General features: G+C 39.8%; 13 protein-coding genes. 8 read left to right on the top strand and 5 right to left on the bottom strand.

The features are described from left to right. Positions 1 to 10 precede the first annotated feature (10 nt). The 3 genes from holA to leuS are packed head-to-tail and all read right to left on the bottom strand — an operon-like array spanning position 11 to position 4,129. On the bottom strand, positions 11 to 1,048 hold the full coding sequence (gene holA, locus H5090_RS06655; protein WP_002958525.1) for a DNA polymerase III subunit delta: 1,038 nt from the start codon (positions 1,046 to 1,048) through the stop codon (positions 11 to 13). Further along, positions 1,048 to 1,539, bottom strand: coding sequence for an LPS assembly lipoprotein LptE (gene lptE, locus H5090_RS06650; RefSeq protein ID WP_024594704.1), 492 nt, complete (start codon positions 1,537 to 1,539; stop codon positions 1,048 to 1,050). Before lptE ends, holA begins: the two co-directional genes overlap by 1 nt. Position 1,540: 1 nt before the next feature. Continuing rightward, positions 1,541 to 4,129 carry a leucine--tRNA ligase gene (gene leuS / locus H5090_RS06645; protein ID WP_024594703.1) on the bottom strand — a complete coding sequence of 863 codons (2,589 nt, stop codon included), beginning with the start codon at positions 4,127 to 4,129 and terminating at the stop codon, positions 1,541 to 1,543. A gap of 175 nt (positions 4,130 to 4,304) precedes the next feature. On the opposite strand from leuS, the gene H5090_RS06640 reads away from it, so the two are divergent. The 4 genes from H5090_RS06640 to H5090_RS06625 all read left to right on the top strand — a co-directional run bounded on the left by H5090_RS06640 (position 4,305) and on the right by H5090_RS06625 (position 8,029). Continuing rightward, on the top strand, positions 4,305 to 4,763 hold the full coding sequence (locus H5090_RS06640; protein WP_002958528.1) for a zinc ribbon-containing protein: 459 nt from the start codon (positions 4,305 to 4,307) through the stop codon (positions 4,761 to 4,763). 77 nt (positions 4,764 to 4,840) lie between these two features. After that, the gene (locus H5090_RS06635) at positions 4,841 to 7,270 is read left to right on the top strand and encodes a Lon protease family protein (protein ID WP_259395061.1); all 2,430 of its coding nucleotides are present in this window, start codon (positions 4,841 to 4,843) and stop codon (positions 7,268 to 7,270) included. A 2-nt stretch (positions 7,271 to 7,272) separates the two neighbouring features. Then, the gene (locus tag H5090_RS06630) at positions 7,273 to 7,749 is read left to right on the top strand and encodes an FKBP-type peptidyl-prolyl cis-trans isomerase (RefSeq protein ID WP_182695323.1); all 477 of its coding nucleotides are present in this window, start codon (positions 7,273 to 7,275) and stop codon (positions 7,747 to 7,749) included. Positions 7,750 to 7,774: 25 nt separating this feature from the next. Then, complete coding sequence (locus H5090_RS06625) at positions 7,775 to 8,029, top strand: hypothetical protein (protein ID WP_002958531.1); 255 nt, start codon at positions 7,775 to 7,777, stop codon at positions 8,027 to 8,029. 144 nt (positions 8,030 to 8,173) lie between these two features. On the opposite strand, the gene H5090_RS06620 is transcribed toward H5090_RS06625, so the two are convergent. Continuing rightward, entirely contained in the window at positions 8,174 to 8,698 is a 525-nt protein-coding gene (locus H5090_RS06620; RefSeq protein WP_182694060.1) for a CIA30 family protein, read from the bottom strand. Positions 8,699 to 8,765: 67 nt separating this feature from the next. Further along, the gene (locus H5090_RS06615) at positions 8,766 to 9,542 is read right to left on the bottom strand and encodes a hypothetical protein (protein WP_182695322.1); all 777 of its coding nucleotides are present in this window, start codon (positions 9,540 to 9,542) and stop codon (positions 8,766 to 8,768) included. A 180-nt stretch (positions 9,543 to 9,722) separates the two neighbouring features. Between H5090_RS06615 and H5090_RS06610 the strand changes: the two genes are divergently transcribed. The 4 genes from H5090_RS06610 (at position 9,723) to H5090_RS06595 (ending at position 13,389) form a co-directional block, all read left to right on the top strand. Then, positions 9,723 to 10,808, top strand: a complete 1,086-nt coding sequence (locus H5090_RS06610; protein ID WP_182695321.1) for an alkene reductase — start codon at positions 9,723 to 9,725, stop codon at positions 10,806 to 10,808. A 153-nt stretch (positions 10,809 to 10,961) separates the two neighbouring features. Next, on the top strand, positions 10,962 to 11,972 hold the full coding sequence (locus tag H5090_RS06605) for an RDD family protein (RefSeq protein ID WP_182695320.1): 1,011 nt from the start codon (positions 10,962 to 10,964) through the stop codon (positions 11,970 to 11,972). Positions 11,973 to 12,001: 29 nt separating this feature from the next. Continuing rightward, positions 12,002 to 12,850, top strand: coding sequence for an alpha/beta hydrolase (locus H5090_RS06600; RefSeq protein ID WP_182695319.1), 849 nt, complete (start codon positions 12,002 to 12,004; stop codon positions 12,848 to 12,850). Positions 12,851 to 12,939: 89 nt separating this feature from the next. Beyond that, the gene (locus H5090_RS06595) at positions 12,940 to 13,389 is read left to right on the top strand and encodes a hypothetical protein (protein ID WP_039489341.1); all 450 of its coding nucleotides are present in this window, start codon (positions 12,940 to 12,942) and stop codon (positions 13,387 to 13,389) included. Positions 13,390 to 13,539: the final 150 nt, after the last annotated feature.

Here is a 13,539-nt window from a genome sequence, read left to right as displayed (position 1 = left end):
CCATTATTTATTAATTAACCGCGTGGCACGGCATAGGAATGTTGAGCGGCTGGCAAAATTTAATACAAATATGAGCAAGCGCTTGGTAAGGTGCAATTAAATTACCTTGCTTGTAACTGGCATCAAACAACGCAACATCACTGTTTATTTGTTCCAGTGTGTGCATATTTAAACGGTTAATTGCGTTTTGAACTGGACCTTGTTGGTTTTTCCAAATTGCTTTTTGTTTAAATAAATTTGCTATGGGTTCGCCATTTAATAAACCAAGTTGCACACTTATAAGTGTATTAAGCTCTTTGGTTATAGCCCACAAAATACTCACCACTTCGGTGTTATCGCTGGCAAGTTTGTTTAGTACTTTTATAGCTTGTTTAGCGTGGCCATTTAATAGTGCATCGCTTAAATCAAAAATATCAAACTTGGCTTGATTTAACAGCCCTTGCATAACTAGTTGCTGAGTAATTAATGCATTGCCGTGTAGTAGCGAGAGCTTTTCAAGCTCCTGAAAACAGGCTAATAAGTTGCCTTCAGTGGCATTTATTAAGCTTACTTTGGCGTCGCTTTGCATATTAAGTGATAAACGTTGGCATTGCTCATCAAGCCATCGTTTTACGTGAGAGCCCGTAAGTGGGTAGCAAGGTACGAACACGCCTAGTTTATCAAGGGCTTTAAACCACGCACCACGTTGTACTTCTTGACTGGCTTTAGCGCCTTTAACAATTAAAATAGTATCGGGATTAACCAGCTCAACTACTTTTTTAAAGGTATTGCTGCCAATAACGCCTGGCTTTTGTTGGTTTAAATCAAGCTCAATAATAGTGCGGGCGCTAAACAGCGACATGCTCTGATACTGGGCTATGATTTCTTGCCAATCGAATCCTTGCATTAAAGTAAACTTAATTACTTCATCAAAACCTTGTTGCTTAGCACAGTCGCGAATTTGTTGTACGCACTGCGCTTCTTGAAAAGGCTCTTCACCAAATACTAAATAAAAGGGCTTTAGCCCTTTATTTAATTCACTCGGTAGTTGATTAGCATAGCAGCGCATTATAGTTGCGACAGCTCTCTAACAATACGACGACTGGCTTGCTCACGAATCTCGCTAATGAGTAGCTCAAGCTCTTTTGCTTTTGCTAATGCATGATCCGGATCGTCTTGGTAATTACGGTAAAGCTCAAAACGTTTTTCTATCGCTTTTTCGCCAGGGAGTTTAACTACATACGACACGCCATAAGCAAGTTCGTATTCAGCAACCTGACCATTTTGAAACAGCGAAAGAGTTTGGCGTTCAATACTTTCTTTGCGTAAATACAATTGGGCTTTATCTTTAGCTGACGATACTAGCTCTACGTTACTCGCTTTAAGCTCTTTTTTAAGCTCAGTAAATAAAGTCGATTTTTCATCATCGCCTACAAGTGTTAGCTGTTTTAAGTTATCAGGCAAGCTAGAGGCTTTTTTTAAATGAAAGCCACAGCTTGATAACAAAAAACAGACTAGCACTAAGGCTAGTCCATTTTTAATGGCGTTAAATGCAGCCATATTAGTTAGCTACCACGTTAAGTAGTTTACCTGGAACGTAAATGATTTTACGAATAGTTGCGCCATCCGTAAATTTAGTTACGTTAGATTCTGCAAACGCAAGGGCTTCTACTTGCTCTTGAGTGGCATCAGCTGCCACTGTTAACTTAGCGCGAAGCTTGCCGTTTACTTGTACGATGATTAGTTTTTCATCTTCAACAAGAGCCGACTCGTCAACTTTTGGCCACTGCGCATCTAAAATCTCGCCTTCTTTACCAAGCTCTTTCCAAAGCTCATGTGATAAATGCGGAGTAATAGGTGCAAGCATAATAACTAATGCTTCAAGTGCTTCGTTAGCAATCGCTACATCTTGTTTGTCGCTCAGTGGTGCTTTTAATAACTTATTAGAAAGCTCCATAATGGCTGCAATAGCGGTGTTAAAGGTTTGACGACGTTCAACATCATCAGTCACTTTAGCAATTGCTTTGTGTAAGTCGCGACGTAGTACTTTTTGCGGGTTAGTGAGCGCTGATTTATCAAGTGCTTGGTAACCTACTGTTTTAACATCTACTGCGTATTTCCATACACGTTTTAAGAAGCGATGTGCGCCTTCAACACCTGAGTCTGACCATTCAAGCGTTTGCTCTGGTGGTGCTGTAAACATCATAAATAAACGCACTGTATCTGCACCGTATTGGGCAATTACTTGTTGTGGGTCTATACCGTTGTTTTTAGACTTCGACATTTTACTCATGCCTGATGAGAATACCGGCTCACCGTCTTCTTTATGCCATGCTTTAGTTACGCGGCCCTTGTCGTCGGTTTCGGTATTTACATCGCTTGGCGAAATCCATACATCGCCGCCTTTTTCATCTTTACGATAAAATGTTTCAGCAAGCACCATACCTTGACAAAGTAAGCGGTCGAACGGCTCGTCTGAATTTACTAAACCAAAGTCACGTAATAATTTATGGAAAAATCGCGAGTACAATAAGTGTAAAATAGCGTGCTCAATACCACCAATGTATTGGTTTACTGGTAACCAATAGTTAGCAGCCGCTGGATCTAGCATGCCTTCGTCGTAGCGTGGGCTACAGTAGCGTGCGTAGTACCAAGATGATTCCATAAAGGTGTCAAACGTGTCAGTTTCGTGAAACGCAGGTGCGCCATTTACTGTTGTTTTAGCCCATTCAGGGTCTGCTTTAAGAGGTGACGTTACACCATTCATTACCACATCTTCTGGTAAGCGAACTGGTAGCATATCTTCTGTTGCTGCAAGTTCTTTGCCTTCTTCGTCGCTAAGCATTGGGATTGGAGAGCCCCAATAACGCTGACGGCTCACACCCCAGTCACGTAGACGGAAGTTTACTTTGCGCTCCCCAACACCGAGTGCTTCAAGCTTGTCGGCAATGGCTTTAAACGCGGCGTCAAAATCAAGACCATCAAATTCACCTGAATTTACAAGTACGCCTTTATCGGTAAATGCTTCTTGCTCAAGGTTTACTTCAAGACCTGAGCCTTCAACCGGTGCAATTACTTGTTTAATATCTAGGCCGTAAGCCGTTGCAAATTCAAAATCGCGTTGGTCGTGTGCAGGTACCGCCATAACAGCGCCTGAGCCGTAATGCATTAATACAAAGTTAGCGACCCAAATTGGTACTTGCTCGCCCGTTAATGGGTGAGTTGCGTAAAAGCCTGTTGCTATGCCTTTTTTCTCCATTGTTGCCATGTCTGCTTCGGCAATTTTGGTGTTTTTGCATTCTTCAACAAACATTGCAACAGCATCGCTATTTTTAGCGGCTTCTTGTGCAATAGGGTGACCACCAGCAACAGCAACATACGTAACACCCATAAAGGTGTCTGGACGAGTTGTGTATACACTAAAAGTTTCGTCGTTATCGGTGCGTTTAAATTCAATATCACACCCTTCAGAGCGGCCAATCCAGTTACGCTGCATTGTTTTAACTTGCTCTGGCCAATCTTCCAACTTGTCTAAATCGTCAAGTAGTTCTTGTGCGTAGTCGGTAATTTTAATAAACCACTGTGGAATTTCTTTTTGCTCAACCACAGCGCCTGAACGCCAACCGCGACCGTCAATAACTTGCTCATTAGCTAATACTGTTTGATCCACTGGATCCCAGTTAACCGTCGACATTTTTTTATACACTAAGCCTTTTTCGTAAAGCTTAGTGAAAAACCACTGCTCCCACTTGTAGTATTCTGGATGACACGTCGCAATTTCGCGATCCCAGTCATAACCAAAACCTAATTGCTTAAGCTGTGTACGCATGTAGTCAATATTTTCGTATGTCCACTTAGCAGGTGCTGTTTTGTTTTTAATAGCAGCGTTTTCTGCAGGTAAACCAAACGCATCCCAACCCATAGGTTGCATTACGTTTTTGCCTTGCAGGCGCTGGAAACGAGAAACAACATCACCAATGGTGTAGTTACGTACATGACCCATATGCAGTCGACCACTCGGATAAGGAAACATAGAAAGGCAATAATACTTTTCTTTGCTCTCATCTTCAGTGACTTTAAATACCTGGTTTTCTTCCCAGTAGCTTTGTACTTTTGACTCTATATCTTGCGGGTTATATTGCTCTTGCATCTATGGTTCCAGACTTCTTGCAAACTAATAAAAAATTGCCATTAGGATACCCCAAATAAAGTGCTATTCACAGCGTCAAAAACGCGGTTTTGATAAATTCTAACCTTCAGTTCAGGTTAACCTATACTTATCTAAGTTATAGGGTGATTTAACAGCAATTTTGAAGGAGTAAAAAATGGCAGATTATAAAGCATGGCTTGGCGATTTAACCAAATGGCTAAAAGATGTAAAAGATCATGAAGTAAAAGACGCAGTTACTCGATTTGTTGAATCTGAGCAGGCACTTAAAGATTTAGGGCAAGAAAGATACGCTTTATATAAAAGTTATTTACAGCGCGATATAGAACATGTCCAAGAAAACGAATCGCACTATAATTCGCTTGCATGGCAAGAGCTTAAAGAATCATTATGGTTTGAGCTTTCGCACATAGAAGATAAAACTCAGCTTGAGTGGCAATCTCTCAGTCAAGATTTTAAGCACAATGGTGTGTATCACGCAGGCGAATGGATAGCCATGGGCACATTAGTATGTAAGAATTGCACCCATAGTTACGATGTTTATCACGCGACACAAATTACACCGTGTATTGAATGTGATGGAATCTATTTTAGTCGTAAGGCGCTGCACCCTTAAATATAATTATTAAGTGGCTGCGGGCCACTTAATACGCCCAAAGGCCAGCGAATATGTTGGTAAAAAAAGAAGTTAGAATGACGAAAAAATTGCTGCCACTATCTGTTTCAAAGCTCGCACCGAGTATTTCTACTAATCACGTACATACGTGTATGAGCAATCCATACCCCGAGCAACTAACATTTATAGGCCAACAACGCGCCCAAAGTGCCTTAGATTTCTCTTTAGGGATGGAACTACCTGGTTACAACGTTTATGTAATGGGCGAGGCTGCCCATGGGCGCTTTACGCTTGTTAAAGATAAACTTAAGCAACACGCAAAAGACCGCCCAACCCCAAACGAATGGCTATACGTAAATAATTACGATGACCACAGAGAGCCTATCGCGCTGTTTATGCATGCAGGGCAAAGTAAGCAACTTAGTGACGACATAGATTCATTTTTAGATGAAGTACTCGACACATTTCCTGCTGCATTTGATAACCCAGGATATCAACGCAAAAAAAAATCAATCGACCGTGAATTTAACGATGCCTACGACAGTGCTATTACCGCAGTAGAAATTGCGGCATTTGAGCAAAGTGTTGCATTAGTCGAAGAAAAAAATTCAGTTGGGTTTGCACCGCTTGTAGATGGTAAACAATTAAGCGATAGCGAATTTGGCGAACTTGAAGAAACGTTACGCGAAGAGTTTTTTGAAAAAATTGAAAAGCTAGAAGATGCATTAATAGAAGCGTTAATTGAGCTGCCACGCTGGAAGCGCGAATCAAAAGAAAAACAGCGTAATCTTAAAAAGTCGACTGCAGAGCAGGCCACAAAACCGCTTTTAAAAGACTTAGAACATAAATATGCAACTCATATTGGTGTACTGCGTTATTTAAAAGATATACGCGTTGAAATTATAGACGCGGTACTTGAGTGGCTCGATGACGAAGACGAAAGCGAAGAAAGCAAAGAAGACTTTGATCGTAAAGGCATGCTTACCGACTTTTTTGCACCTAATATTTTAGTTGAGTTTAAAGAAGACGATGCAGCACCCGTGGTGTACGAGCCCAATCCAACATTTGGTAATATATTTGGTAAAATTGAGTATTCCACATCGCAAGGGTCTTTAATTACCAGTTATCGCTCTATTCAGCCGGGAGCATTGCACCGTGCTAATGGCGGTTATTTAATTATGGATGCTGAAAAGGTAATGGCTAACCCTCAAGTGTGGGATGGTTTAAAACTTTCGCTTAAAACGCATCAAATTAAAAACGACTTACCGTATCAAGATAGCTCAGTAGGTAGTAGTTTTACACTGCGCCCGCAGCTTATACCGCTTGATGTGAAAATTATTTTATTAGGCTCGCGCGAACTGTATTACACCATAGGTGAATACGATGAAGAGTTTGCAGAGTTATTTAGAGTATTAGCTGACTTTGATTACTACTTACCAAGTAGCGATAAATTACAGTACCAATTTATAACTAAAGTTACCGAGTACTGCGAGCAAACATTAAAGTGCACTACCACGCAAGCTGCTATGGTGCGTTTACTTAAGTTTAGCTACCGCCAAGCAGAGCATCACAATAAGCTTTCTGCGCGCTTTGCTGATGTACTTGAATTAGTTGCAGAGGCAAGTTACTACGCAAAACAAGATAAATTAACTGTTATAGATGCGCATCATATTGATGAAGCCATTGAAGGTAAGCAATACCGTACCGGCCAAATTAGTGAAAACATGCTAAGCGATATAAAAGAAGGTCACACACTTATTGCAACCGACGGCCAAGCCATTGGTAAAGTAAATGGCTTAACCGTATTACACATTGGCGATACTTCTTTTGGTACCCCTGCGCGTATTACGGCAACGGTTTATGCTGGCGCCGATGGCGTAATAGATGTTGAACGTGAAGCCGAGCTTGGTAAAGCAATTCACTCAAAAGGTGTAATGCTACTTACCGGTTATTTAGGTAATAAATACGCGCAGCACTTTAGCTTAACGCTTAGCGCTAATATCGCTATTGAGCAAAGCTACGGTTATATAGATGGCGATAGTGCATCTTTGGCAGAGTTGTGTGCGCTTATTTCGTCTATTACAAGCCTACCTATTAGCCAATCAATTGCACTGACAGGCTCTATTAACCAACATGGTGATGTACAGGCTATTGGTGGCGTAAACGAAAAAATAGAAGGCTTTTTCAAACTGTGTAAAATGCGTGGCTTAACAGGTTCGCAAGGCGTTATCATTCCTAAATCAAACCAAGTTAACTTAGTGCTTGATGATGAAATACTTAATGCAGTTGAAGCGGGTAAATTTAATATTTACGCAGTTGAAACCGTAGACCAAGCGCTTAACCTGTTAATGGATATAGAAGCTGGCGATATTATTGATGACCAGTATCCAGAAAACTCAGTAAACGGAATTGCGCTTGCTCGCCTTAAAGAAATTGCCGACATAGTAAATGGCGATAACGATAACGATGACGAAAAAAACGAAGAACTAGATAACGAAAAAGGTTAATAATGATCAATATAATTTTGGCGGTGGTTATCGCCATTTTTTGTTTTTTAATATTTCAAAATAGTAAAAAAGCAAAACAACAAGCAGGCATAAATGCACAAATAGGGGCAGATTACTTAGCCGCTAACGCAAAAGTAGAAGGTGTAGTAGAAACAGCTTCTGGCTTGCAGTTCAAAATAGTACACAAAGGTGAGAGTGAAAACACACCAAGCCCAACAAGTATGGTTAACGTGCATTACCACGGCACACTAATCGACGGCACGGTGTTTGACAGCTCAGTAGAGCGTAAAACACCGATTAGCTTTGGCTTACACCAAGTGATTAAAGGTTGGACTGAGGGCTTACAACTGATGAGCCCAGGCGATAAATACATTTTTTATGTACCGCACCAATTAGCATACGGCGAAAAACGTGTAGGGAGTATTCCTCCTGCCTCAGTACTTATTTTTGAAGTAGAGCTACTGGCAATTGAGTCTTAGTGATTAAATAACAAGGAAGTAAATTATGAATAAAGATGAATTACTTAAAATAGCCAAAGGTGATATTAACTTTACCTTTCAATCTATTATTTATGCATTAGCGCTATGCTTACTAGTTGCAGCTGTTTTTTTACTAGAGATGAGCGTTAACCTACAAATGGGTTTAATAGTTTGTATTATCGGTGTGTTTGGAATGACTATTTATAATAATTTAAATACTCGTCTAAATGCGGCGCTTGCACTTATTGCGCTCTCACAAGATAACCAAAGCACTAAGTAAGCAATGAGTTAGTTTAATAAATTGGTATAAGCCCTACTTTAATAAAGTGGGGCTTTTTGCTAGTAGGGCTAAATAGTACACCGAAAGTAGCGCAACCATTCGCGCTCATGATTACACCGCTCAATGCCAAAGCTTGCTGCTTGATTAGCTTTTAAACTCAATTTTACCCACTTCAAGTTTAAACTTACCTTCTTGCTTACCTGCAATCATAAAGCCTAGCTGTTTTATATCGTCAAAATCAATAATCGGTTGTTGCTCAAGCACGCGGCCGCGATACGTTAAAGTAAAATCACTCGGAGCAAAGTTTATATCTACCCATTCATTTTTTACTGTTTTAAATGAGTGAGTGTACGCTGCGCCATCAAGGTAATTGGTAGTTCTGAGCCTAAGCTGATAGATTTGTCCATCACCTTTAACACGCAGCGCTATAGCTTTAGTATTTTGGCTTTGTGTACTTAGCTCTGTACGTATTGATGCAAAGCCGCCGTTATTATCAAGCGAAACATTGCCTGTAAAAAGCAAACTTTCTTGAGTTTGTGTTACTTGGCTATTAGATACACCGCCCATTACTGAGTCGTTAACAACGTACCAGCGCTGGTTTGCATTAGCTTGTGCACTTACAACTAATAAATTAAATACAAAAAGTGAGGATAGTTGTTTGGTGATCATGGCTTACTCCTAATTACTTTAAGCTTATCAATACGGATAAACATATTATTTGTTCACTTATTTAAAGTTAATTATTTTTACGGCTCCATTTTTTCATGATTTTTTCAAACATAATTTCTTTATCAGTTTTATCCTCAGGACAGGGTTTACCGCTACCTTGAGGCATGCCATTACTACCAAATACGGTTGAAGTATCAATTAAATAGCATTTACCGTTAAATTTTTCTAATCGTCGTGTGCCAGTTGTATTTTGGCTAATAACTTCTGAATTATCAGATTTTACTGGCGTTTTAATTGTGGGCTTATTGTTTATCTCTTCATTTTCAGAGCTTTTATCTTCACCAAAGGAGACCATTTTTTTATGAGTCATATTATTTACAGGAGAGCCAAATAGCGGCGCGTATGGATTTAGCTTTTTAAATGTTTGAGAAGCTTTTGTTGTAGGCTCTGAAGGCGTGGCTAACTGGGGTTCAACAGGTTTTACAGGGGCTTTTTTAAGCTCTGTTTGTGCCTTTGGTAACGTGATGGTTTTGGCTTGCGTTTTTTTAGTTACCCTTACTTTGGCTTTTGTAGAATCTTTTTTTATAGGTGTAGTGTTAGAGGTCGCTGAATTTGGTGCATCAGTTTTAGTGTTTACAGGTTTTATATCAGGCGCATTGGTTGTTGTAACAACTGAGCTTAGCTTAGGTAGGCTTGCTAAATTAACCGTAACATAGGCCTGTATTATTGCGTTTTTTTCCTCCTTTGGCGGCGCAACTTTAATAGATTGCGAAAACAAAAAGTACAACACAATAGCGTGTATACACAACGAGATAACCCACGGCCATGCATTCCCTTTATTCACATCAAACCCTCAACTTAATAGTGCTGTTAAGAGTCAATAAAATACATTTAGTTCACCTAAAGTTAATGTGTTTTACTTTGTGGCTTTATTGCAGATACAACAAAACTATTTTGCAGTTTTTGTTGTTTTTGCATGTGCTTGGTTACGTTATTATGAGCGCAATCAAGCTTAGGAGGCATTATGACATTACTTTTTGAACCAATAGAACTTGCAGGTAAAACATTAAAAAACCGTATTGTTATGCCCCCAATGACTCGCTCGCGTTCAACACAGCCTGGCGATATAGCTAACGACTTAATGGCAACATATTACGCACAGCGCGCAAGTGCCGGACTAATTGTAAGCGAAGGCACACAAATTAGTGAGCTTGGTAAAGGTTACGCTTGGACTCCGGGTATTTATTCAAATGAGCAAGTTGCAGGCTGGAGTAAAGTAACAAGCGCAGTACATAGCGCTGGTGGAGTGATGTTTGCTCAGCTTTGGCATGTTGGCCGTGTTACCCACAGTGACAACACTGGTGGCGTGCAGCCTATTTCAGCATCGGCCATTGCTGCAAAAGACGTAAAAGTATTTGTAGATACAAACGGCGCACCGGGGTTTGTAGACACCCAACTCCCACGCGAAATGAGCAAACAAGATATTACGCATGTCATAGGCGAATTTCGCCAAGCAGCTAAAAATGCAGTTAATGCAGGGTTTGATGGCATAGAGCTTCATGCTGCAAATGGTTACCTTATTAATCAATTTTTAGACTCAGAGTCAAATGCTCGCACCGATGAATATGGCGGCAGTGTGCAAAACCGCATACGCTTTTTAATTGAAGTGGTACATGCTGTTAGCGACGAAATTGGTAGCAGTAAAGTAGGCGTAAGACTTGCCCCGTTAACAACTCTTAATGGCACAGTAGACGAAAACCCTGAAGAAACTTACTTAGCGGTTTCTGAGGCATTAAATAAAGCCGGTGTAGGTTACATGCATATAGCCGAAGCCGATTGGGATGACGCACCTTTAATGAGTGTCGAATTTAAAAAATCGATTCGCAAAACCTACAGTGGAGTATTAATTTACGCAGGCAAGTACACCAAAGAGCGCGCAGACAAAGCACTTAGCGAAGGCTGGGCCGACATGATTGGCTTTGGTCGCCCGTTTGTATCAAACCCAGACTTACCAGCACGCTTAAAGCAAGGCAAGCCACTTAACAGCCACAACCCCGACACTTTGTTTGGTGGCGCAGAACAAGGCTACACCGATTATCCAACGGTATAATTGCTAGTAAGTAATTAACATTGAGTAAAAACATGAAGGGCTGCATTTTATGTAGCCCTTTTTTTGTGCATTGATTCTAATAGCTTTACCTTGAGCAAAAAATAAAAAACGCGTAAGTTAACCGGGTTACCTATTTTAATAACAAGAAAATAAATGAAAGCCACAGAAATAGAACAATTAGAATTATCAAATTCTGAAACCCGAGAAGTTATTACACCCTACGCTTTTAAAATTGACAGCGCTTTACTGGGCTTGCCTTTAGCTACACCTATTCAGCGTGCACTAGCGATTATTATTGATGTTGCACTGATATTTTTAGCGGCCAAGCTTAGCGCTGCTTTAATAGCGTTTGTTGCTGCAATGGCTTTTTATAAAGGTACGGCACAGCAATACCTTCCAAAAATGTCGAATGTGTGGCGAAGAATCTTAAAAATAACGGCGGCAAGTATTTTATTTGTAAGCGCACTTACTGTGCTTTCAATTGGCATTGATTACCTAGAAGACGATAACACTGATCAAGGTTTAGCTGTTCAGGGCGTAAAAATACAAGATGAAATACAGCTTACCGCCACAGAAAAACAACGGGTAAATACTTATTTAGCGCAAACAGCTGATGAAAGCTGTGAGCAACCTTGCCAACAAAACGCGTTTGATAATTTAATTGGGCAAGTTCCCAAATTAGCAGAAATGGACGACCTACAAAGCCCACAACTTGCTACCGTACTTTTACAACTATTAGTACTCAGTGAAAATAAAGAAATAAAGCCTGCACAGTTAATAGAAGAAAAACCTGCACAAACAACCACAAACAGTATTTTGCAGTGGAGCAAGGGTATTATTCAAGACTTAGGCTTAGGTTTTGGCTGGGCTGCTGTTTACTTTACGTTGTTCTCGCTACTTTGGCGCGGCCAAACACCGGGTAAAAAGGTATGTAATATTCGTGTGGTTGCCTTAAGCGGTGAGCCATTAGGTTTATTAGATTGTTTTGGTCGCTACGGCGGCTACGGCGCAGGCTTTGCCACAGGCTTGTTAGGGTTTTTACAGATATATTGGGATCCAAACAGACAAGCCATTCAAGATAAAATATCAGCGACTGTGGTTATTAAAGGTAACTTGAATCAGGTTGTAAATGTGGAAACGGTAGAAGAGACTGTAAAAAGTTAAGTTTGCTCTTATTAATTACAAGGATGGTTATGAAAGCTTTATTAATGGCGTTTAGTTATCTGTATTTTATTACAGCTTCGTATGCGTCAGAAAATATTGTGTTAGCAGAAACACATCAGCTTAAGTCTATTATTTTAGGTGAGCAGCGCAGTTATAGTGTTTATTTACCGCCAAGCTACAAGCAAAACCTCGAACTAGTATATCCTGTTATTTACCTGCTTGATGGCGACCCAACCCATTTAAAAGCCTTAGCGGGGCTTGTTGAAGCACTCAGTACTGAGCGGCTAGAAAAACAAATTCAACAAGCAATTATTGTCGCTGTTCCTAACAGTAAAAATGCGATAAGAGAGCGCGACTTTACCCCTACCAATGTCGATTGGACTTTTAACGGCAAGCTACTCGAAAAATTTGAAAACATTGGCAATGCCGCAAACTACACCGCTTTTTTTGAAAAAGAACTTATTCCCTTCATTAATAAAAATTACCGTACATCAAATAAGCGGGTCTTAATTGGGGAATCTTTCGGCGGCTTGTTCGCAAGTTATGTTTTACTTACAAATCACTCTTTATTTACTGATTACTTAATTATTGATGCAACCTACCTTTGGGATAATAATTATCTCAATCGTTATTTTGACGAGCAACAGCTTATAAATAAGCAGCTTAAAGGCAATGTATATTTTACTTTTGCTAATAATGCAGCTTTTGGTGAAATTGGAGAGGCTAATTATAAATGGGGCTTAGAGCTTGCTAAAAAACTAAAAGCGCACCCGAGTAACAGTTTATATATAAATCAACGTTACTTTGAAGAAGAAACTCATGGCACGGTGGCAGCGCTTAGTTGGTACTATGGTTTAAAAAGCTTATTACAAAAATAAGTCTTAATTTATATACTAGGTTAGTGAAAGGAGTAATTTTGGGTATATTGTTAACGAAGTTTACTAGTGAAAAATTAAAAGGGAATTAAATGAGTAATAATTTTAATGAGGCTATAAAGGGCTTTTTTTGGGGGATAGGGTTTGTAATAGCAACACTCGGTGGTATCAGTGTGTACGCGCTAACAATAGCCGCAGAAGTTGATAGTGGCTTTAAAGAGCAGGTATCAAATAAAGCATTGGAGGGCACTGACGACTTAAATAGTGATTATAAACTTACCCTTTCTGATATCTTTAAAGAAAATGGGCGAGTAAGAATAACTGCCGAGTTAAAAAATATCACCAATGAAAGCATATATGCAGGTGGTGTTATAGCATCTACATTCGATAAAAACGGAAAGTTTGTTGGTAATTGTTTAGGTAAAAGCGATGATATTTTTATAGAACCAAATAAAAGTAGCTATATTGATATTCATTGTAATCTACTGAGGCCACAGGTGAGCAGAGTACACTCAGCAAAGCTAAAGTTTAAGTGGTTTTGATAGTTGCTGTAAACTACCCCCATAGAAAGCAAAAAGCATAACGAGTAGTTATGACTAAAAAGTTATTTAGTTGGGAGCGAGGACGCCAATAGTCGGGTTACGATAAAATGTTACTATGCTGTATGCTAACCTCATTTAAATTTGATACTT

The organism is Pseudoalteromonas sp. SR43-5 (assembly GCF_014163835.1).
GTDB lineage: Bacteria > Pseudomonadota > Gammaproteobacteria > Enterobacterales > Alteromonadaceae > Pseudoalteromonas > Pseudoalteromonas distincta.
Note: the sequence above shows the minus strand (reverse complement) of the source record. Positions and strands in the feature narration are given on the sequence as shown.